Origin of the sequence: Insulibacter thermoxylanivorax (assembly GCF_015472005.1) — a bacterium.
GTDB classification, from domain to species: domain Bacteria; phylum Bacillota; class Bacilli; order Paenibacillales; family DA-C8; genus Insulibacter; species Insulibacter thermoxylanivorax.
In genome coordinates, this window is the sequence record NZ_BMAQ01000033.1 from 49,278 (window position 1) to 69,123 (window position 19,846).

General features: G+C 53.0%; 17 protein-coding genes and 1 tRNA gene. 15 read left to right on the plus strand and 3 right to left on the minus strand.

What is annotated here, in order from left to right:
• Positions 1 to 37 precede the first annotated feature (37 nt).
• Positions 38 to 259: a helix-turn-helix domain-containing protein gene (locus tag PRECH8_RS11640; RefSeq protein WP_200967274.1), complete on the plus strand. Its 222-nt coding sequence runs from the start codon at positions 38 to 40 to the stop codon at positions 257 to 259.
• A 173-nt stretch (positions 260 to 432) separates the two neighbouring features.
• A complete protein-coding gene (locus PRECH8_RS11645; RefSeq protein WP_200967275.1) occupies positions 433 to 1,428 on the plus strand; it encodes an MBL fold metallo-hydrolase in 996 nt (331 codons plus the stop codon).
• Here the strand turns inward: PRECH8_RS11645 and PRECH8_RS11650 are convergent.
• Positions 1,413 to 1,913 carry a phosphatidylglycerophosphatase A family protein gene (locus PRECH8_RS11650; protein WP_200967276.1) on the minus strand — a complete coding sequence of 167 codons (501 nt, stop codon included), beginning with the start codon at positions 1,911 to 1,913 and terminating at the stop codon, positions 1,413 to 1,415. The two genes, PRECH8_RS11645 and PRECH8_RS11650, sit on opposite strands and share 16 nt — an antisense overlap.
• 134 nt (positions 1,914 to 2,047) lie before the next feature.
• Between PRECH8_RS11650 and PRECH8_RS11655 the strand changes: the two genes are divergently transcribed.
• From PRECH8_RS11655 to PRECH8_RS11670, 4 genes are all read left to right on the plus strand, one after another.
• Positions 2,048 to 2,398, plus strand: coding sequence for a hypothetical protein (locus PRECH8_RS11655; RefSeq protein WP_200967277.1), 351 nt, complete (start codon positions 2,048 to 2,050; stop codon positions 2,396 to 2,398).
• A 148-nt stretch (positions 2,399 to 2,546) separates the two neighbouring features.
• On the plus strand, positions 2,547 to 3,596 hold the full coding sequence (locus PRECH8_RS11660; protein ID WP_200967278.1) for a GerMN domain-containing protein: 1,050 nt from the start codon (positions 2,547 to 2,549) through the stop codon (positions 3,594 to 3,596).
• Positions 3,597 to 3,878: 282 nt separating this feature from the next.
• The gene (gene rph / locus PRECH8_RS11665) at positions 3,879 to 4,622 is read left to right on the plus strand and encodes a ribonuclease PH (RefSeq protein WP_200967279.1); all 744 of its coding nucleotides are present in this window, start codon (positions 3,879 to 3,881) and stop codon (positions 4,620 to 4,622) included.
• A gap of 180 nt (positions 4,623 to 4,802) precedes the next feature.
• On the plus strand, positions 4,803 to 5,492 hold the full coding sequence (locus PRECH8_RS11670; protein ID WP_200967280.1) for an XTP/dITP diphosphatase: 690 nt from the start codon (positions 4,803 to 4,805) through the stop codon (positions 5,490 to 5,492).
• A 395-nt stretch (positions 5,493 to 5,887) separates the two neighbouring features.
• On the opposite strand, the gene PRECH8_RS11675 is transcribed toward PRECH8_RS11670, so the two are convergent.
• A complete protein-coding gene (locus PRECH8_RS11675; RefSeq protein WP_503826593.1) occupies positions 5,888 to 6,550 on the minus strand; it encodes a hypothetical protein in 663 nt (220 codons plus the stop codon).
• Positions 6,551 to 6,935: 385 nt separating this feature from the next.
• Positions 6,936 to 7,009 (minus strand) — tRNA-Arg (locus PRECH8_RS11680).
• 521 nt (positions 7,010 to 7,530) lie between these two features.
• Here PRECH8_RS11680 and PRECH8_RS11685 point away from each other — a divergent pair.
• From PRECH8_RS11685 to PRECH8_RS11725, 9 genes are all read left to right on the plus strand, one after another.
• Positions 7,531 to 8,433 (plus strand): HEAT repeat domain-containing protein, encoded by a 903-nt coding sequence (locus PRECH8_RS11685; RefSeq protein WP_200967282.1) that lies wholly within the window; start codon positions 7,531 to 7,533, stop codon positions 8,431 to 8,433.
• A gap of 164 nt (positions 8,434 to 8,597) precedes the next feature.
• Positions 8,598 to 9,902, plus strand: a complete 1,305-nt coding sequence (gene tig / locus PRECH8_RS11690; RefSeq protein ID WP_200967283.1) for a trigger factor — start codon at positions 8,598 to 8,600, stop codon at positions 9,900 to 9,902.
• Between the two features lie 363 nt (positions 9,903 to 10,265).
• A complete protein-coding gene (clpP, locus tag PRECH8_RS11695; protein ID WP_200967284.1) occupies positions 10,266 to 10,859 on the plus strand; it encodes an ATP-dependent Clp endopeptidase proteolytic subunit ClpP in 594 nt (197 codons plus the stop codon).
• A gap of 22 nt (positions 10,860 to 10,881) precedes the next feature.
• Positions 10,882 to 12,147: an ATP-dependent protease ATP-binding subunit ClpX gene (gene clpX, locus PRECH8_RS11700; protein WP_200967285.1), complete on the plus strand. Its 1,266-nt coding sequence runs from the start codon at positions 10,882 to 10,884 to the stop codon at positions 12,145 to 12,147.
• 200 nt (positions 12,148 to 12,347) lie between these two features.
• Positions 12,348 to 13,445, plus strand: coding sequence for a flavodoxin-dependent (E)-4-hydroxy-3-methylbut-2-enyl-diphosphate synthase (gene ispG, locus PRECH8_RS11705; protein WP_200967286.1), 1,098 nt, complete (start codon positions 12,348 to 12,350; stop codon positions 13,443 to 13,445).
• 252 nt (positions 13,446 to 13,697) lie between these two features.
• A complete protein-coding gene (gene lonB, locus PRECH8_RS11710; protein WP_200967287.1) occupies positions 13,698 to 15,398 on the plus strand; it encodes an ATP-dependent protease LonB in 1,701 nt (566 codons plus the stop codon).
• Between the two features lie 280 nt (positions 15,399 to 15,678).
• On the plus strand, positions 15,679 to 18,027 hold the full coding sequence (gene lon, locus PRECH8_RS11715) for an endopeptidase La (protein ID WP_200967288.1): 2,349 nt from the start codon (positions 15,679 to 15,681) through the stop codon (positions 18,025 to 18,027).
• 1 nt (position 18,028) lies between these two features.
• Positions 18,029 to 18,628 (plus strand): ribosome biogenesis GTP-binding protein YihA/YsxC, encoded by a 600-nt coding sequence (yihA, locus tag PRECH8_RS11720; RefSeq protein ID WP_200967289.1) that lies wholly within the window; start codon positions 18,029 to 18,031, stop codon positions 18,626 to 18,628.
• 198 nt (positions 18,629 to 18,826) lie between these two features.
• On the plus strand, positions 18,827 to 19,414 hold the full coding sequence (locus PRECH8_RS11725) for a non-ribosomal peptide synthetase module (protein ID WP_200967290.1): 588 nt from the start codon (positions 18,827 to 18,829) through the stop codon (positions 19,412 to 19,414).
• Positions 19,415 to 19,846 lie beyond the last annotated feature (432 nt).

A 19,846-nucleotide genomic window follows, 5' to 3' on the forward strand; every position in this document is an offset into this window, starting at 1 on the left:
CATATAAAAGCCCGGGCAAGGAGGGGTGACAATATTGATGAAGGGTAACGACCATAAGAACAAAATATTGACAAATCGTGAGCGTGAAGTGTTTGAGTTGCTTGTGCAGGACAAGACGACGAAGGACATAGCAGAGCAGCTGTTTATCAGCGAGAAAACCGTGCGCAATCACATCTCCAATGTTATGCAAAAATTGAATGTTAAGGGTCGTTCGCAAGCGGTTGTCGAGTTGATTCGGCTCGGGGAGCTCAGCATCTAACGATTCCATGTGAAGACCTCACTTTAAGGACCTTCTTTCTGTATTGCCGTGGCTATGCGGAAAGAAGGTTATTAATTTGCGTGGTCACCTGTGTGGACATACGTGTATTGAATCTGAGATGCGGGGAAGCGTACAATGGACATATCGTTAAGCAACGGAAGGAGTATGCTAAGGTGTCCGCTTATCATATCTATGAGCATGGGATCGTCCGTGTGAAGGTGCCGGTGCCCTTCCCCTTGCGGTGGGTGAACGGCTATATCCTGCATGACGATGAGGGATATGTGATCATCGATCCCGGTTTACATACCGAGAGCTCGATCCAAGCTTGGGGGATGGTTTGGGAAGAGCTGCAGATTGCGCCGCAGCAGATCAACAAGATCATCCTGACGCATCACCACCCCGATCACTATGGATTGGCCGGGTGGATGCAGCAGAGGACGGGCAGTGAAGTCTATATGTCCCGTACCGGTCATGGGCTTGCGCAGCGCATGTGGAGCCTCCATTCCGGCGAGTGGATGACAGATGCGCTCTGCCGCATGTTCGCTGCACACGGACTTCCTCAGGACAAGCAGGAGAAGATGCGCGAGCATCTGCGAAGCTTCTATCCCTTGGTGTCCCCGCATCCTGAGGTCCGTTATCTGGAGGAGGGGGAGGAGTGGCAAGCGGGTTCGCTTCATTTTCAGACGATCTCCGTGTCCGGACATGCGGATCAGCATCTGGTCTTCATCGATCAGGAGCGCAAGCTCATGTTCTGCGGCGATCATGTCTTGCCGCGGATCACGCCGAACATCAGCTATCTGCCTGATGAAGACGCAGATCCCTTGCATGCCTACTTAACGGATCTGGATAAGCTGGCTTCCTATGATGTCCAGATCGTTTTCCCGGGACACCGGGATCCGTTCACGAATTTACAAGCTAGAGCAGAAGAGCTGCGGAGGCATCATGTCAAGCGTCTGCTGAAGATGATCGACCTGGTGCAGTCACCGGCAAATGTCTATGATGTCTGCTTGGCCATGTTCGGCGAGGGGCTGTCGATCCACCAGCTGCGCTTTGCGATGTCGGAGACGCTGGCTCATCTTGTCTATCTGCGGCGGCGTGGCTATGTACATATGGACGAGACAGGCTTGCCCTATCGCTTCATCAAGATCCGGGATTACCGGACGGAATAACGGGTATGGGCGATCCGGCTGCTGGCGGCGGCTGCGATCGCACCGACGATATCATCAAGGAAGGTGTGGATCTCTCCATCTTCCTTATTGTTTAGTCTTCGCAGGATGCCGGGTTTGATCTTGTCGATATAGCCGAAGTTCGTCATGCCGATGCTGCCGTAGACATTGGTGATCGATAGGGACAGGATCTCATCGCAGCCGTACAAGCCCTCATCGAATTCAATGATCTCCTGCAGCGGGCTTTCTAATTTGCCTTCTTCGGCGAAGACATCCATCTGGATGCCCGTGAGGATGCAGTTCTGCACCTCGCGTTTGGCGAGTACGCGTTCTATATTTTTGATGCATTCTTCCATTGTGAGATCCTCTATGTAATCGCCTTGCAACAGCATAACCAGCTCTGCAATATCCTCCAGCGTAACGCCGCGGCGCTTCATCCACTCCCGGGCGGCTTCCCTTGTTTTGTATCCTTGTAAACTTTTCTTCATGTCTTGAATCTCCTTATGAAATATCAGCGTTCCTTATCCATCTGACATTATAGTCATTAGTAAGCAGATGTATACTTTGAGGAAAATTCTTTACAAACCATACAATTATTACAGAATGAAAGTGTGGAAGTATTGTGCAGACGGCTTCTTGCCCCTGCACATTTATTGATTTGATGCGTATCTTGCGTTGGAGTTACATATCGCTGGTCATCATCGCTGTGCTATTTGATGATAAGGGGAGAGCAACGACTTTTATGATCGGATTCATGTTTGCTGATCGGAACTTTGATATATTCGCGATCTTTCTGACTCATGTTGATGGTAAATCGACCGGATGGTCTGACGATACAGGGTATGTCTTGGCCGCACCGGCAAGGAATTACGAAGAAGGGAAGGCAGTGACCAGGCGCTTTGCCAAAGGGATCTGGCAAAACTGGGATCCTTCGCCGAAGGATGGATCGGATGAATCGCTTGATCTTTCTTAAGCCTGCACAGTCCGCTGATCAGAGACAGCTCTAGTGCGTGCTTTTTATTATGCAAAAAAATCTCGGACATGGCTCGTTAATCAGTTATAAAACAAGCAGGGGCTCGTATACATAGTAGTACAACATTACATGAGGAGGACATATCACTATGAGCAAAAGAACAGCAAAGTGGCTCATCATCCCGGCACTCATCATGGTCCTGCTGGCAGGCTGTTCAACGGAACAACCCTCGCCGTCCCCATCCATTGATCCGCCGCCGGAAGGGGCTTGGGAAGATGTGCTTGACGAACAATGGGAGATGGATGAGATGGGTGAAGGGGCGGAGAAGGGCGCCTATGCTCCAGTTACGTTATATTATAAAGACGAGTATGGACACGTTGCCCCGGTGACGATGCGCATTCCGATGACGCCGGAGATTGCCCAGCGTGCTCTGGAATATATGATCGACGGCAACACCTCCAGCAAGGAGCTGCCGGCAGGATTCACAGGACTTATTCCAGCGGGCACCACCGTGCTTGGCATGCAGATCGTCGAGGATGAGAAACTGGCGATTGTGGATTTCTCGCCGGAGTTTGCAAGCTATGATGCCAAAGACGAACGGAAGATCGTCGAGGCGATCACCTGGGCGCTGACGAGCTTCCCGACGATCGATAAGGTGAAGCTTTGGATCAACGGCGTGCCGCTTCATGAGATGCCGGTCAACGGACTGCCGCTGCAAGAGCCTTTGACAAGATCCTTTGGAATAAATCTGGAGAGTATAGAAGGCGTCCATCTCGCATCGGCTCAGCCGATCACTCTGTACTTTAAGAGTGAGACGAAGGACGGCTTTGAGTACTTGGTGCCTGTTACCCGGATGATCCAGCACAGCGAGGACAAGGCAGCAGCCGTCCTGCGTGAACTGATCGAGGGGCCGAACAGCCAAGGGTTGTACGCGGTTTTAGCGCCGGATGTTGAGGTGTTGGAGCTCGCGGCCATGGACGATCTCGTGATGGTGGATTTCAATGACTACATATTGGATCCTGAATTCCGCATCTTGGAAGAGTCCATGCAGTCCGTGATCCTGTCCTTGACGGAGAACCAGGTTGCGGATCAAGTCCAGATCAAAGTGAACGGCAATGTTGAGGTGCTTAGCAGCGACAATCAGAGCCTGACCCAACCGGTATCCCGCCCGGATCACATCAATTGGTATAATCTTTAATCGAAACTCTAATCGGCAGCCTGTTGAGCGTCCGCCTGCTTCAGTGCGGACGCTCTCGGTATTGAGTGCATTTATTTTGAGATGATTTTCCTTTCTTCGTTTGTTACAATAGGGAGCGGCATACGCTTGGGATTCAGCATATGTGATGCAAGGCAGAGCTTAGGCAAAGCAGTGATGCAAGCAGGATAGAGCTTAGGCAAACTCGGGCATGATGTATAGAGAGTGAACACGTAGTGAACATGTAGTGAACATGTAGTGAACACGTTAAGGAGGAAACGATCATTGAGAAGCGACGGCAGAGAGTATAATCAATTGCGCAAAGTGAACATCATTCCGCACTTTAACAAACATGCAGAGGGTTCTGTACTAATAGAATTCGGGGACACCAAAGTGATCTGTACAGCCACCGTGGATGAAAAAGTCCCGCCCTTCATGAAAGGTGAGGGCAAAGGATGGATAACCGCAGAGTATTCGATGCTGCCAAGGGCAACCCAGGTTCGCAATCAACGGGAATCGATCAAAGGCAAGCTCGGCGGACGGACGATGGAGATTCAACGGCTGATCGGACGTGCGCTTCGCTCTGTAGTGAATCTGGAAGCATTGGGTGAGCGGACGATTACCTTGGACTGTGACGTGATTCAGGCCGACGGCGGAACGCGGACGACTTCGATCACCGGTGCGTATATCGCATTGGTTTATGCTGTAAATCATATCGTAGAGACGCACAAATTACCGGTGTTTCCGATCACGGACTTCCTGGCTTCCGTAAGCGTCGGGATCTTGAACGATCAAGCCCTGCTCGATCTGAATTATGATGAAGATTCGAAGGTGAAAGTCGATATGAACGTGGTGATGACGGGCAAGGGCGAGTATGTCGAGATCCAGGGTACGGGCGAGGAGGCGCCATTCTCCCGGGAGGAGATGGACAACATGCTGATGTTGGCGGAGTCCGGCATTCGCGATCTCATCGGTTTGCAGAAGGATATCCTCGGACCGCTGAGCGAGAAGATCGGCAACGGACAGTAAGCGAGAAGATCGGCAGCGGGCAGTGAGCGAGCAATGATGCATGAGTTTGAGAAAATGAACAGATATGAACAGAGCTGATAAGGAATCGGCAGCGGAGATATAAGCAGTTAAGACTAGCACAAGGAAATAGTCGGTGCAGGGATGAGGTTGAAGGAATGGATCGTGAAGGGTGGAAAGGTAATGAGAGCAGACTATGAGCAACAGCTCGCAAATGGGAAACAGATCGTAGTTGTCGCTACACGGAATGCAGGAAAGAAGCGGGAATTCAAACAGATGTTAGCGCCGCTGGGCATGGTGGTGCGCAGTCTAGCAGACTATCCAGATCTCCCCGAGATCGAGGAGACAGGGACGACCTTCGCGGAGAATGCGGAACTGAAAGCAAGAGCAGCTGCGGAAGCGCTGCGTGTGCCGGTGATCGCCGATGATTCGGGAATAACCGTAACGAAGCTGGATGGAGCGCCGGGCGTCTGCTCTGCTCGATATGCGGGGGAGGATGCGTCCGATGAAGCGAATATTTGCAAGCTGCTGGATGAGCTCGCAAAGCGGGGCGTCACTGAAGGCGAGGTTGTGTCCACTGCCAGCGGAGAGAGAATGCTGCTTAGCAAGGCAGCCTTCGTATGTTCAATCGTTTATCTCGATCCGACATCGGATGCTGGTGAAGTGAAGATCGTCACTGAAGGCCGTGTGGAAGGTTACGTCGTTGACCGTCCGGCCGGCGACGGCGGGTTCGGTTATGATCCGCTGTTCTATGTGCCTGAATACAGGCGCACGATGGCGGAACTCAGCAGCGAGGAGAAACACGCGATCAGCCATCGCGGACAAGCTCTGCGCCAGTTGATCGAGCAGCTGCGCGGCCGCCGTGAAGAATGAGCCTCTGAGAATGAATAGAAAATAGAATAGATGGTTAGGCGCAGTGATGGATTTACATATGAGAAGCCGCGTTCTTGAGCTGGATGGAACGCGGCTTTGCATTATATTGCATGGATGGTATAGGAAGCGGTGCGTGAGCCGACAGAAAGTATCGATTCAGCATGCAGAGTGCGGGAGACGCCGCGTGAGCCGACAGAAAGTATCGACTCAGCATGCAGAGTGCGGGAGACGCCGCGTGAGCCGACAGAAAGTATCGATTCAGCATGCAGAGTGCGGGAGACGCCGCGTGAGACAACAGAAACTATCGACTGCTATCGTCCCGCCCCGGAACGATCGTCTAACACCGAATTGGTTCACTACCGATCAGTCTCTCATCGCGATCGCCCCGTACGATCTCACGCAAAACTGCCGGGTTCTATCTCTGATGAACCGCCGGCGCGGGCATAAGGTCTAATATTCAAACCGCCATAAGTGAAAATCAGGTTGTGCCCTGCCTGTAACTCTTCAAGATCCACTCCATATCTTAATCCTGCATCTGCACGATCAACATCAACATAGGGATGCATAAGCAGAACCTTCTTCTCAGAGCTAAAAAGAATGCCGTTCTCCAAACGGCAGTAATACAACGGTTCTCCGCCCCGCAGATCCCTTGCTGCAAACAAAGACTGCTCCCGTTCATGCCATACGGCGAAGGCGATGCTTCCTTCCAGCCGTTCAACGCAGACGTGACCCCACTCGATGTACGAAACCAGCAGCACTTCCGCATCGCTGTCAATATGAAACTCATACCCGATCTTTTCCAGATCTATCCTTAGGTCCGAAGCATTGGATAATGCACCGCTGAAAACGATGCAGTATGCGGATTCCCCTTCCTCCCGATACACCGTCTGCGCTCTGTTCTCCCTTACGCTTCGATGGCCTAAGGCGCAGCTGTTCGTCATCCAGATTCCGGTGGTTTCCGGTCCGCAGGGTGTGAGCGTTTCAAGCATCGTCTCTATAATTGAAGGATAAAGGGTCAAATCCCTCTTCCAATCCACCCATCCTGCTATCCCGCACATGATTTTCCCTTCCTTCCTGATTGAAGTAATCGCGCAATCTAAAGGTATGTTGAAAAGGGAAGCATCATGTCTGTCCGTGATCAGGAATCTTCGATAAGGTCAGCGCTTAGATCTCGTGTCACTTTTGAGCCGTTCATACAGCAGACGAATCGCATATATTGACAAAATGTTCGCATGATGGTATTGACTAACTGGGTGGATAGTCCTGTTTTGGAATCCACAACCTAATGTGTATCGCGTCGGACTGCACGCAATGCGCAGTCTAGCGATCTTCATATTGGTTTTAACAATGATCTAACATCCAAGGAGATTGCAGGCAACAGATTAACAGATTATAAAAAAATCCCGAAACACCTCTGCCAAGTGTTTCGGGATTGATACATAACGTCCCAGGAGGGATTCGAACCCCCGACCGTGCGCTTAGAAGGCGCATGCTCTATCCAGCTGAGCTACTGGGACATAAACAAGAAACATCGTTAATATTAGCACAGGCTCGAACGAAAATCAAGGGTTCTGTCTAGAATTATATTTTGACAAAATTTCGTAGGAAAGGCTCGGAAAAATTGCAAAACAAGCGTTTGATTTCCTTGTATACGTTTGATACACTCACGGAAATGGGGAAAGGAATGCGGTGATGTTCGAAACCGGAATACATAACACCGGGGTGACAAATGCCAACGATAATATAATTAATTTTTAAAATAATGTTGTTAGAATCATGCGCAGCTGGTCCGCACCCAACAGCTTCAATCATATAAACAGCGATAGAAGCCGCGGCAAACGAAGCGGCGCTGGAAGCAGCGCGAAGTGAAGAAGTGCTGCAGGAAGTGCTATAGAAGAAGCGCTGTAGTAGAAGTGTATATAACATTAAGAAACGCTGTAAACAATGTAAACAACGCAACTCTATTATTGTCTGTGCAGATCCATGGGCGACTGGATCCCCGATTGGCTGCACGTGTAAGAGGTGGTGAAAGAACAACATGGCATACCAAAGCGAAGAGCATCGAACGCGCAGCAGCAATATCTTCCTGCTTCCCAATACAATCGATTACTATCAGTTCCAGATCACCGAACTTCTTGAGCGCGAGCGGTACGGCGAGGCGAAGGAACTGCTGAAGTTCCTGCTCGATTGCCGGACGTCTGAGACTGAGACGATGGAGGAATGGCGTGCTCTGCTTGATTGGCTGGAGAAGGAATTCCCGCAATTCGATGAGCCCGAAGCGGAAGAAACCGAAGCGGATATCTTGCGCAAAGCACTGCTCTCCCGTGCGGAGGCGGACGAACGATTCGTGGAGCATCTGCTAGAACTTGTTCAATATTCCCCCGGCGTGGATGAAAAATTGATGGCCATCGAGCAGCTGACCTATCTTGATCATCCGCAGATCAACGACACGCTGATCCGCTGGCTGGAGCACACGGAGATCCCGCCGACATTGCAATACGCGGTGCTCAAGGCGCTCAAGAAACGCGGCGTCGTCGGTCAAGTAGCGATTCTTCACGAAGGAGCTCCGCTCTATGTGCGGATTGAAGAGACGCCCGACGGGCTGGAGGCTTTTCCTGAGAAGATGCAGCAGGTGCTGAGTCGGGTGAAGACGGTCAGCGAATCGGAATTCCCGTCGCTGATCTACTTCGCGGAGCCGTTCTGGCTGGAATGGCTGTACAGCATCTTCGGCACAGAGATGTACGATTACCTTCTTAAGGGAGATTTTAAGCCGAATGCATGGGCGGCCGCTTTGCATTTCGTCGTTGCTGACCGGATGCTCGGCGGTGCGAAGCGGGATGAGATTCGGGACCTCTATGAACTGATCGAGGAAGATGATCTGAAGGCCTTTGAGAAGGCCGTCCATTCCTTGGACAGCTGGGCGCGCACGGAGGATGAATGAGGCTTGACGGCACGACAGGTTCATGATTAAGCGCTGCGGCAGCCGGCGGTGCGGAGGCATGCGTTTATTTGTTGTCTTGACAAGGTTTTGTGATATAATGTAATGGTTATACTGGCAGATGTTCGAACATGTAACGGAAAAGTTGTTGGAGGGGAAGGCATAAAATGAACGTCAGTTGGGAAAAAATAGAGAAGAACCGCGGAGTACTCACCGTGGAGGTGGAGAGCGAAAGATTCTTACAAGCACTGGACAAAGCGTTCAAGAAAGTCGCTCCTAAAGTAGTCGTTCCTGGGTTCCGCAAAGGTAAAGTGCCGAGAGCGATCTTCGAGAAGCGTTTTGGTGTGGAAAGCCTGTATCAAGATGCGATCGATATCCTGCTTCCAGAAGCGTATATGGAAGCGGTCAAAGAAGCAGACATCACGCCTGTCGATCAGCCGGAGATCAACATCGAGCAAATCGGCAAGGGCGAGCCCTTTAAGTTCACAGCTACGGTGGATGTTAAACCGGAAGTTGAGCTTGGCGAATACAAGGGCATCGAGGTGCAGGATCAGGAAGTTAAAGTCACAGCTGAAGACGTAGAAGAAGAATTGAAGCGAATGCAAGAACGCCATGCCGAGCTCGTCGTCCTTGAAGAAGGCGAAGCAGCTCAAGAAGGCGATACAGCGGTCATCGACTTTGAAGGTTTCAAAGACGGCGAGGCCTTCGAAGGAGGCAAAGGCGAGAACTATTCCCTCGTGCTTGGCTCCAACACCTTCATCCCCGGATTTGAAGATCAAGTGATCGGCATGAAGAAGGGCGAAGAGAAGGAGATCCATGTCACATTCCCGGAGGACTACCACAGCGAGGAACTGGCTGGGCAGCCGGTGGTCTTCAAGGTGAAAGTGAACGACATCAAGCGCAAGGTTCTGCCTGAGCTGGATGACGAATTTGCGAAGGACGTCAGCGAGTTCGAAACCTTGGAAGAACTCAAGAAGGACATCGAGGAAACGCTGCGTAAGCGCAGAGAAGAAGAGAAGCAGCGCTATGTTGAGAACACTGTTGTGGAGAAAGCGGCGGAAGCGGCACAAGTCGACATTCCGCAGGGCATGATCCGCACCGAGATTGACAACATGCTCCGCGACTTCGAACTTCGCATCCGTCAACAAGGCTTAACCTTAGATCTGTATTATCAGTTCACCGGTCAGAATGAAGATGCCCTGCGCGAGCAGATGAGACCGGATGCGGAGAAGCGGGTTCGCAACTTCCTTGTACTTGAAGCGATCGCTAAGGCGGAGAATCTGACGGTAAGCGACGAGGAGTTCGAGGAGGAGCTCAAGAAGCTGGCCGAACTGTATCAACGTCCTGTGGACGAGCTTCGTGACATCTTCACAGCCAACGGCTATCTTGAAGAACTGCGCACGGATCTGCTCACTCGCAAGAGCGTTCAGTTCCTTGTGGACAACAGCAAACTGGTCAACGAAGTTGCCTAAGCTAGGGGTTAGCTGATAAGCAGCTTTGCCTAAGCAACAAGCCGCATCAAGGTTCGCTGTACAGCGGAATGGGTTGGGAACGAAGTCAGCGTACCGCGGCAGGCATAATCACATACAAGATCGCGAGATGAAGGCACGTTAGGCATTACCCGCGGCGTGCCTTCTTTCTCAACTTCGGGACCAAGATGGTTCACGCGGGTTCCGGTTCCCAAACATAGTTATGAATTCCCAACATATACATAATGAACACGGGTATGAACAGCAAGAATATGGACATAACTCCACCATGACAGTTCAGTGAGTTAATGCTACAATATAAGGCGATAATAAGTGAAGGTTAGGCCGAGAAAGGGTTGAGAACGAATGAATCTGGTGCCAATGGTTGTAGAACAGACCAACCGCGGAGAACGCTCCTACGATATATACTCACGCCTGTTGAAGGACAGGATTATCTTCTTGGGCAGCGCGATTGACGACGATGTAGCGAATGTGGTGATCGCTCAGCTGTTGTTCCTCGCTGCAGAAGATCCAGATAAGGATATCCATCTGTATATCAATTCTCCCGGTGGTTCTGTGACCGCAGGATTCGGGATTCTGGATACCATGAATTACATTAAGCCCGATGTCTCAACCATATGCGTCGGACTTGCCGCCAGCATGGGATCCGTTCTGCTGACGGGCGGTGCCAAGGGCAAACGCTTCGCCCTGCCCAATGCAGAGATCATGATCCATCAACCTCTGGGCGGCGTCAGAGGCCAAGCTTCAGATATCAAGATCCATGCGGATTGGATCCTGAAGACGAAGAAGAAGATCAACGAGTTCTATGTCCAGCAGACCGGTCAGCCCTATGAGCGGATCGACAGGGACACCGATCGTGACTTCTTCATGAGTGCCGAGGACGCTAAGGCATACGGTCTGATCGATGAAGTAATCACCAGACGCGATCTAGTATTATAGAAGATAGAAGGGGTGAACCCGAATGTTCAAGTTTAATGATGAGAAGGGACAACTAAAGTGTTCGTTCTGCGGGAAATCCCAGGATCAAGTCCGCAAGTTGGTTGCCGGTCCTGGTGTCTATATCTGCGATGAGTGCATCGAACTGTGCACGGAGATTGTGGAGGAAGAACTCGGCGGTGAAGAGGAACTCGATCTGAAGGAGATCCCGAAGCCGCAGGAGATCCGCGAGATTCTCGACCAGTATGTCATCGGTCAAGATCAAGCGAAGAAGACCCTCTCCGTGGCTGTATATAATCATTACAAACGCGTGAACAACAAGATCAAAAACGACGACGTCGAGCTGCAGAAGAGCAACATCTGCCTCGTTGGGCCTACCGGAAGCGGTAAGACCTTGCTGGCTCAGACTTTGGCCCGCATCCTCAATGTGCCTTTCGCCATCGCCGACGCGACATCCCTTACGGAAGCCGGATATGTCGGCGAGGATGTGGAGAACATCTTGCTGAAGCTGATCCAGGCGGCGGACTACGACGTCGAGAAAGCCGAGCGCGGCATCATCTATATCGATGAGATCGACAAGATCGCCCGCAAGTCGGAGAACCCATCGATTACCCGCGATGTCTCCGGAGAAGGCGTGCAGCAGGCGCTGCTGAAGATCTTGGAAGGAACCGTTGCTTCCGTTCCGCCGCAAGGGGGACGCAAGCATCCGCATCAGGAATTCATCCAGATTGATACGACGAATATCCTGTTCATCTGCGGCGGAGCATTCGACGGCTTAGAGCAGATCATCAAGCGCCGGATCGGCAAGAAGGTCATCGGCTTCAACAGCGAGGGTATGAAGGCCGATCTGAAGCCCGGTGAATACCTCAGCATGGTGCTGCCGGAAGACCTGCTGAAATACGGGCTGATCCCGGAGTTTGTCGGTCGTCTGCCGGTCATCTCGACCTTGGAGCCGCTGGATGAACATGCGTTGGTCCGCATCCTCAAGGAGCCTAAGAATGCACTTGTCAAGCAATATCAGAAGCTGCTTGAGATGGACAACGTGGAACTTGAGTTCGAAGATGCTGCGCTGGAAGCCATCGCGAAGGAAGCGATCAAGCGCAATACCGGCGCACGCGGTCTGCGTGCGATCATCGAGAGCATCATGCTCGATGTGATGTATGAGATCCCATCCCGCGATGATGTACAGAAGTGCATCATCACAGAGAAAGTCGTGCGCGAGAAGCTTCCGCCGATCCTTACTCTGAAGGATGGAAGCACCCTCGGCGATCAGAAGGAAGAGAGCGCATAAGATGCGTAAGGCAAGATGTGATCTAGTCAGCCAGTGCTCTGGTATACACGCATAGATTGTTCCAACGGAATTATCCATCGCATACTGGCACTGAAGTGCCGGGCGATGGATATTTCGCTATGGACAGCTGTGCGGATGAAATCAGATGAAGAGATTGGGATGAGTTGGTGTATGGAATATAAGGATGGGAGAGTGAGAACATGTACCATCGCAAGGATACACGGCCGGTTAAAGTGGGGAATCTAACGATCGGCGGAGCGGATGAGGTTATCATCCAGAGCATGTGCACGACGAAGACGGCCGATGTCGCAGCGACGGTTGCGGAGATCCGCCGCCTGGAGGAAGCGGGATGCCAGCTGGTGCGCGTTACCGTGAACACAGAGGAAGCCGCCGCCGCGATCAAAGAGATCAAGAAGCAGATCAACATTCCGCTGGTGGCGGACATCCACTTTAACTATCGCTTGGCGCTCGCGGCGATTGAGAACGGCATCGACAAGGTCAGGATCAATCCCGGCAATATCGGCAAGCGGGATCGGGTGGAAGCCGTCGTCAAGGCATGTAAGGAACGCGGCATCCCGATCCGCATCGGAGTCAACGCCGGATCGCTGGAGAACCATCTGCTTGAGAAGTACGGGTACCCGACAGCGGAGGCGATGGTGGAGAGCGCGCTCTACCATATCGGCATCCTGGAAGAACTTGATTTCTACGATATCATCGTCTCCCTCAAAGCCTCGGATGTGCCGATGGCGATCGAAGCCTATACCATGGCTGCTGAGAAATTCAACTATCCCCTGCACCTTGGGATCACCGAAGCGGGAACGCTTTTTGCAGGTACGGTGAAGAGCGCTGCCGGTCTTGGTGCGCTGCTTGCACGAGGCATCGGCAATACCATTCGCGTCAGCTTGAGCGCCGATCCCGTCGAAGAAGTGAAGGTGGCCCGTGAACTTCTGAAGTCCTTCGGACTGATCTCCAATGCCGCTACCCTGATCTCCTGTCCGACCTGCGGCCGGCTGGACATCGATCTGTTCTCCATCGTCAATGAGGTGGAGGAATACATCGCCAACATCAAAGCTCCGATCAAGGTCTCGGTACTTGGCTGTGCGGTGAACGGCCCCGGAGAGGCCCGGGAAGCGGACATCGGCATCGCCGGCGGACGCGGCGAGGGCTTGCTGTTCCGCCACGGGGAGATCGTTCGCAAAGTGCCGGAAGATCAACTGGTGGACGAGCTGAAGAAGGAGATCGATGCACTGGTCGCTGAATATGAACGCACTGGTGTGATCCCGGGCAGGAAGCATTGATCGTCGCAGCTAATGGGAATCGTGAGGACGGGAATATAAGAGGACAGTAATATAAAATGTAAACATCAAGTGAGAGGAAGCGAGTGAGAACCTGTGTGATACGTCCGCCGCTGCTAAGGCAGCGGTCGGGTGTTTCCGCAGGTTTTTATTTCGCGGGCAGGGAAAATTTCATCCGGTGCGCGGACTATCCGTGGGGAGAGAAGGCAATACTACCAACTATAGGCGTTGACAGCGGCATAGGAGGTAGTATTGATGAGTGTGACCACCATTTTGATGTTGATCCAGCTGTTCTTCGGCGTCGTCATCGGTCTGTACTTCTGGAACCTGCTCCGCAATCAGAAGACGAATAGGACGGCTGTCGACCGCGAATCGCGCAAGGAGATGGAGCGGCTGCACAGGATGCGTTCCATCCAGCTGACGAAACCGCTGGCGGAGAAAACGCGTCCGTCCTCGTTAAGCGATATCGTCGGCCAGAAGGAGGGCTTGCGGGCACTCAAGGCAGCGCTCTGCGGGCCGAACCCGCAGCATGTGATCATCTACGGCCCGCCGGGGGTCGGGAAGACCGCCGCAGCCCGCGTCGTGCTGGAGGAAGCGAAGCGTTCGCCGCGCTCCCCCTTCCAGAAAGATGCGAAGTTCATCGAAGTCGATGCGACGACGGTGCGCTTCGATGAACGGGGCATCGCTGATCCGCTCATCGGGTCGGTGCACGATCCGATCTATCAGGGAGCAGGGGCGTTGGGGATCGCGGGAATTCCTCAGCCCAAGCCAGGTGCGGTGTCGAAGGCGCACGGCGGTGTATTGTTTATCGATGAGATCGGCGAATTACATCCCATTCAGATGAATAAATTACTAAAAGTACTCGAAGACCGGAAGGTCTTCCTTGAAAGTGCTTATTATAATTCCGAGGATACGAATATTCCGCGCCATATTCATGACATTTTCCAGAACGGTCTGCCCGCTGATTTTCGCCTTGTCGGCGCCACCACCCGCACGCCCGATGAGATCCCGCCGGCGATCCGCTCGCGCTGCATGGAGATCTTCTTCCGCCCGCTGACCGCAGAGGAGATCGGCGACATCGCCGGCAAGGCTTTCGACAAGCTCGGCATTCCCCGCAATGATGCAGCAATCGCCGTTATTAAGAGATACGCCAAGAACGGTCGGGAAGCGGTGAATATCGTGCAGCTTGCCAGCGGCATCGCGATGACCGAGAACCGCACGGAGATCACGCAGGCGGATATCGAATGGGTCATCAGCAGCAGCCAGATCTCGCCGCGTCCGGACAAGAAGATTCATCCTGAACCAAAGGCGGGACTGGTCAACGGGCTGGCTGTGTACGGACCGAATCTGGGCACGCTGCTGGAGATCGAAGTGACGGCACTGCCCGCGGAACCCGGTCGGGGCAAGGTGAACCTGACGGGCATCGTCGACGAAGAAGAGATGGGGGGAGGCTCCCGCACGATCCGCCGCAAGAGCATGGCGAAGAGCTCCGTGGAGAACGTCCTGACGGTGCTGCGCCGCCTCGGGATGAAGCCGCATGACTATGATCTGCACATCAATTTCCCGGGAGGCGTGCCGATCGACGGCCCCTCTGCGGGCATCGCTTTAGCTACGGCGATCGTCTCTGCGCTGCTCGATCGGCCCGTCGACAACACGTTGGCGATGACCGGCGAAGTAAGCATCCACGGCAAGGTCAAACCCGTCGGCGGAATCGTGGCGAAGGTGGATGCGGCGTATCAGGCCGGAGCGCGGACGGTGATCATCCCGAAGGAGAATTGGCAGGAGATCTTCGCCGGCCTTGAAGATCTGACGATCCGACCCGTGGATACGATCGAAGAGGTGCTGCAAATCTCGCTCGGTCTTGATCATCAGCAGCTGCCGCATGAGATGCCTGCAGCAACAGGGGATCTGATGATCCCATCGGCGGTCCCCATCTTGCATACTCGCCAAGATTGAATTATGATAGCTAACGTTTCGAGGATGCTGATTTTAATTCGCACAACAAGTATGGCCGTTATTGCGTGCCATAGTCATCGTAAGCTGTTTGGCTGCAGCTTCGGCGCCTTAAGCGGCGGCAGACAGCTCCCAAGCGACCGCAGGGAGCGCCCCGCAAGGGATGCCCGGCTGCCAGCCTTGCCGTTGTTGGTGTTTGAATATCAGTTTTGGTAGAATGGTTAGTACATTAAAGGTCCTAGAGAGGAATCGTATGGAGAGGCTGACTTGGAGGTGCTGGAGGATGGGACTGCTAAAAAGTAAAGATAAGCGGCTGCCGCTGCTGCCGCTGAGGGGTCTGTTGGTCTATCCAACGATGGTTCTCCATCTTGATGTAGGCAGGGAGCGCTCCGTCAAGGCCTTGGAGAAAGCGATGGTTGAGGAGAATTTGATCCTGCTCAGTTCTCAATCAGAAGTAAGCATAGAGGAGCCCAAGCAGGAGGATATATACAAGGTAGGAACGATCTCGCGGGTTCGCCAGATGTTGAAGCTGCCCAACGGCACGATCCGCGTGCTCGTCGAGGGGATCGTGCGGGCGAAGATCATCGATTTTGTGGATAATCCGCATTTCTATGAGGTGATCGTACGGGAGCTTCCGGAGACGTATCCGCAGGAACCGGAGATCGACGCCTTGATGCGTTCGGTGCTGAAACAGTTCGAGAGCTATATCAGCCTGTCGAAGAAGATCACGCCAGAAACCTTGGCGGCGGTTTCGGATATCGAAGAACCGGGCAGGCTGGCCGATGTGATCTGCAGTCACTTGCCGCTGAAGCTCAAGGACAAACAGGAGATCCTTGAGATCGTCGATGTCCGCCAGCGCTTGGAACATCTCTTAAAACTACTGAACAACGAACAAGAAGTACTAGAGTTAGAGCGCAAGATCGGGCAGCGCGTGAAGAAGCAGATGGAGAAGACCCAGAAGGAATACTATCTGCGCGAGCAGATGAAGGCGATTCAGAAGGAGCTGGGTGAGAAGGAAGGCCGCGGTCTTGAGATTGAGGAATTGCGCAGCCAGTTGAAGGAAGCCCAGCTGCCGGAGAAGGTCCATGAGAAGGTGGAAAAAGAAATCGACCGCCTCGAGCGGACACCGGCGGCTTCCGCCGAGAGCAGCGTCATCCGCAACTACATCGATTGGCTGCTCGGTCTGCCGTGGAATCATGCAACGGAAGATGATCTCGATCTCAAAAAGGCTGAAGCCGTGCTGAATGAAGACCACTACGGACTGGATAAGCCGAAGGAGCGCGTGCTGGAGTACCTGGCTGTGCAGCAGCTGGTGAAGAAGTTAAAAGGACCCATCCTCTGTTTTGTAGGTCCGCCGGGCGTCGGTAAGACGTCTATCGCCCGCTCTATTGCCCGTTCTCTCGGGCGTAATTTCGTGCGCATCTCGCTTGGCGGCGTTCGCGATGAAGCGGAGATTCGCGGCCACCGCAGAACCTATGTCGGGGCGATGCCCGGACGGATCATCCAGGGGATCAAGAACGCCGGCAGCAATAACCCCGTCATGCTGCTCGATGAGATCGACAAGATGGCTGCGGACTTCCGGGGAGATCCGGCCGCAGCACTCTTGGAGGTGCTGGACCCGGAACAGAACAACGCCTTCAGCGATCACTATATCGAGGTACCCTTCGATCTGTCCAAGGTGATGTTCATCACGACGGCCAACGCTGTACATAATATTCCGCGGCCGCTGCTAGACCGGATGGAAGTGCTGTATATTCCAGGTTATACGGAGCTGGAGAAGCTGCAGATCGCGAAGCGCTATCTCCTCCCGAAACAGATGAAAGAACACGGCTTGGATGCGGAGATGCTGAGCGTGGATGAAGAAGCCTTGATGAAGGTGATCCGGGAGTACACGCGGGAAGCCGGCGTGCGCAACCTGGAGCAGCAGATCGCAGCGATCTGCCGGAAGACGGCGAAGCGCATCGTCGCTAAGGAGACGGAGAGCATCGAAGTCACCGCGGATAAGCTGGCCGATTACCTAGGGCCTGTCAAGTTCCGCTACGGTCTGGCTGAAGAAGAGGATCAGATCGGTGCGGCGACGGGTCTTGCTTGGACAGAGGTCGGCGGCGATACCCTCGTCATCGAGGTGTCGATCGTGCCCGGCAAAGGCAAACTCACCTTGACGGGGAAGCTGGGCGATGTGATGAAGGAATCGGCGCAGGCGGCATTCAGCTATACGAGATCCCGGGCGCATGAGCTCCGGATCGATGCGGATTTCCATGAGAAGAATGATATTCACATTCATATTCCGGAGGGAGCGATTCCGAAGGACGGTCCTTCGGCGGGAATCACCATCGCCACGGCGCTCATCTCTGCTCTGACGAATATCCCTGTGCGCAGGGATGTGGCGATGACCGGCGAGATAACGCTGCGCGGCCGCGTGCTGCCGATCGGCGGACTGAAGGAGAAATCCCTGGCCGCCCATCGCGCCGGCATCAAGAAGGTGCTGCTTCCGAAGGAGAATGAGAAGGATCTCGAGGAGATCCCGGAGAGCGTGCGTGATGATATGGAATTCATCACGGTCAGTCACATGGACGAAGTGCTGGATCATGCGCTCGTCGATCGTGCTGCACCGGTGGAGAGTGGGATTTGATATGAAGATTACACAGGCTGAATTTGTGATCAGCGCGGCCAAACGCGACCAATTGCCGAAGGATGCCCTGCCGGAGATTGCTCTAGCAGGGCGCTCCAATGTCGGCAAGTCTTCGCTGATCAACCGCATGATCAACCGCAGAAATCTGGCAAGAACAAGTTCTGTACCGGGCAAGACGCAGACTTTGAACTATTACCGCATCAATGAGGCATTCTATTTTGTTGACCTGCCCGGCTATGGGTATGCCAAGGTATCCAAAGCGCAGCGTGTGCAATGGGGAAAACTGATCGAGGGTTATCTCCTGGGCCGGGAGTATCTCAAACTTGTGCTGCACGTCGTGGATCTGCGCCATCCGCCGACGGCCGACGACCGCATGATGGCCGATTGGCTGAAACACTTTGATATTCCCACTGCCGTCGTTGCAACGAAGGCGGACAAGATCTCGAAGGGCCGGGTCCCAAGCCACTTAAAGCGGATTCGGCAGGACCTGGAGCTTGCTTCGGATACCATGCTCATCCCTTTCTCTGCGGAGACGGGCCAAGGCCGTGAGGAGTTGTGGGAGTATATTCAGCAATCGCTTATGCCGGGACCACAAGACTGAACATTTTCCATCAAATCAAGAGCATTTACCGTGATCGGATCACATAAAGCTTTCCGAAGACGAAATATCCCGTAATTTGCTAAAATTTCGCATGCGAAACACGAGCAAAGGGCTTCTAAGGTATTGTATACTTATACTTAGCGTTGTTAGTTCATGTAGGCAGCCTTGTGTTTGAAACAAAGGAATTGAGGGATATTTATGGCTAAGCGGTTAGCGACAGCATATGTCAAAACCCAGATCCGTTTAACGGAAGCCGAAATGATGGAATTTGTCCAGTTGTTCAAGAAGCATGGGATCGATATTCACATGCGGGTCTACGATAACGGCAGTCATGTTGTCGTCTTAGAAGAAGGGAAGGATCAGGAAGTTCGCTTAAGCTTTGAGATGGAGCAAGAGCATTATGTTTTCGAAGGTTCGTGCTGCTTTCATGAGCCGGCTTTGGCGAATGCGATGCGGCAGGCGATCTCGCAGTTCCGCGGTTCAGCCATTGTACATCGGCAGTACGTGAACTTCACGATGGAATATTGGTATGAACGCGGTACGGTTGTTCGTATCGTCGAGCGAAGGGCGGGCGGCGCGGAACGAGTCGTGTACAGTTATAACAATCATCTCTTAGAGCTCGAAGCCGTTTTCCGCAGAACCGATGTGGAAGCGAATATCGAGCGGCTGAGGGAAGAGATTAATCGGCTGCTGGACATACGCAGGACGCTCGATCGCTCCGATGCAGCTGATGTGGATAAGAGACTGGCGGATCTGTCCCGTCAGTTGTTCGTATTGGAGGCTTGAGAACCGGCGCGGCACAGCAGAGCATCCGGAGCGCAGCTTACGCAGCGCTTGCTGCAGCTTATTGCGCAGCATAAGGTGAGCATATGCCGCAGCATAAGATGCTGGTTTAGTTGCTACGTAGGGCAAGGGAACAGAAGGCACTTATTTGTGAACGAACGGCGTGATGTTCTAACTCACGGAACTGCGGGGCATTATTCGTATGTTTTGGTTCTGATGCTGAGCTGAAAACGTGGAATAAGGCATCGTAGTTCCGTTGAACTTTCATATTCACAGTTTTTCGGAGCATAAGGTACCGTAGTTCCATTCCAGCGGTGTCCTGGCTGCCCGGCACAGCATGAGCCGGATGAATCCAGCGGGCAACAAACCGCAAAAACCGTGCTGATCCCCTTCTTTCGCGAATTATTCCTGCTAATCTTGACGTTTTCGGAAAAA

Excerpts from the sequence above, each read along its gene's own strand:
- PRECH8_RS11640 (WP_200967274.1), top strand. The coding sequence starts at position 38 with ATGAAGGGTAACGACCATAAGAACAAAATATTGACAAATCGTGAGCGT.
- PRECH8_RS11650 (WP_200967276.1), bottom strand. The coding sequence starts at position 1,913 with ATGAAGAAAAGTTTACAAGGATACAAAACAAGGGAAGCCGCCCGGGAG.
- PRECH8_RS11660 (WP_200967278.1), top strand. The coding sequence starts at position 2,547 with ATGAGCAAAAGAACAGCAAAGTGGCTCATCATCCCGGCACTCATCATG.
- PRECH8_RS11670 (WP_200967280.1), top strand. The coding sequence starts at position 4,803 with ATGAGAGCAGACTATGAGCAACAGCTCGCAAATGGGAAACAGATCGTA.
- PRECH8_RS11675 (WP_503826593.1), bottom strand. The coding sequence starts at position 6,550 with ATGTGCGGGATAGCAGGATGGGTGGATTGGAAGAGGGATTTGACCCTT.
- PRECH8_RS11685 (WP_200967282.1), top strand. The coding sequence starts at position 7,531 with ATGGCATACCAAAGCGAAGAGCATCGAACGCGCAGCAGCAATATCTTC.
- tig (WP_200967283.1), top strand. The coding sequence starts at position 8,598 with ATGAACGTCAGTTGGGAAAAAATAGAGAAGAACCGCGGAGTACTCACC.
- clpP (WP_200967284.1), top strand. The coding sequence starts at position 10,266 with ATGAATCTGGTGCCAATGGTTGTAGAACAGACCAACCGCGGAGAACGC.
- clpX (WP_200967285.1), top strand. The coding sequence starts at position 10,882 with ATGTTCAAGTTTAATGATGAGAAGGGACAACTAAAGTGTTCGTTCTGC.
- ispG (WP_200967286.1), top strand. The coding sequence starts at position 12,348 with ATGTACCATCGCAAGGATACACGGCCGGTTAAAGTGGGGAATCTAACG.
- lonB (WP_200967287.1), top strand. The coding sequence starts at position 13,698 with ATGAGTGTGACCACCATTTTGATGTTGATCCAGCTGTTCTTCGGCGTC.
- lon (WP_200967288.1), top strand. The coding sequence starts at position 15,679 with ATGGGACTGCTAAAAAGTAAAGATAAGCGGCTGCCGCTGCTGCCGCTG.
- yihA (WP_200967289.1), top strand. The coding sequence starts at position 18,029 with ATGAAGATTACACAGGCTGAATTTGTGATCAGCGCGGCCAAACGCGAC.
- PRECH8_RS11725 (WP_200967290.1), top strand. The coding sequence starts at position 18,827 with ATGGCTAAGCGGTTAGCGACAGCATATGTCAAAACCCAGATCCGTTTA.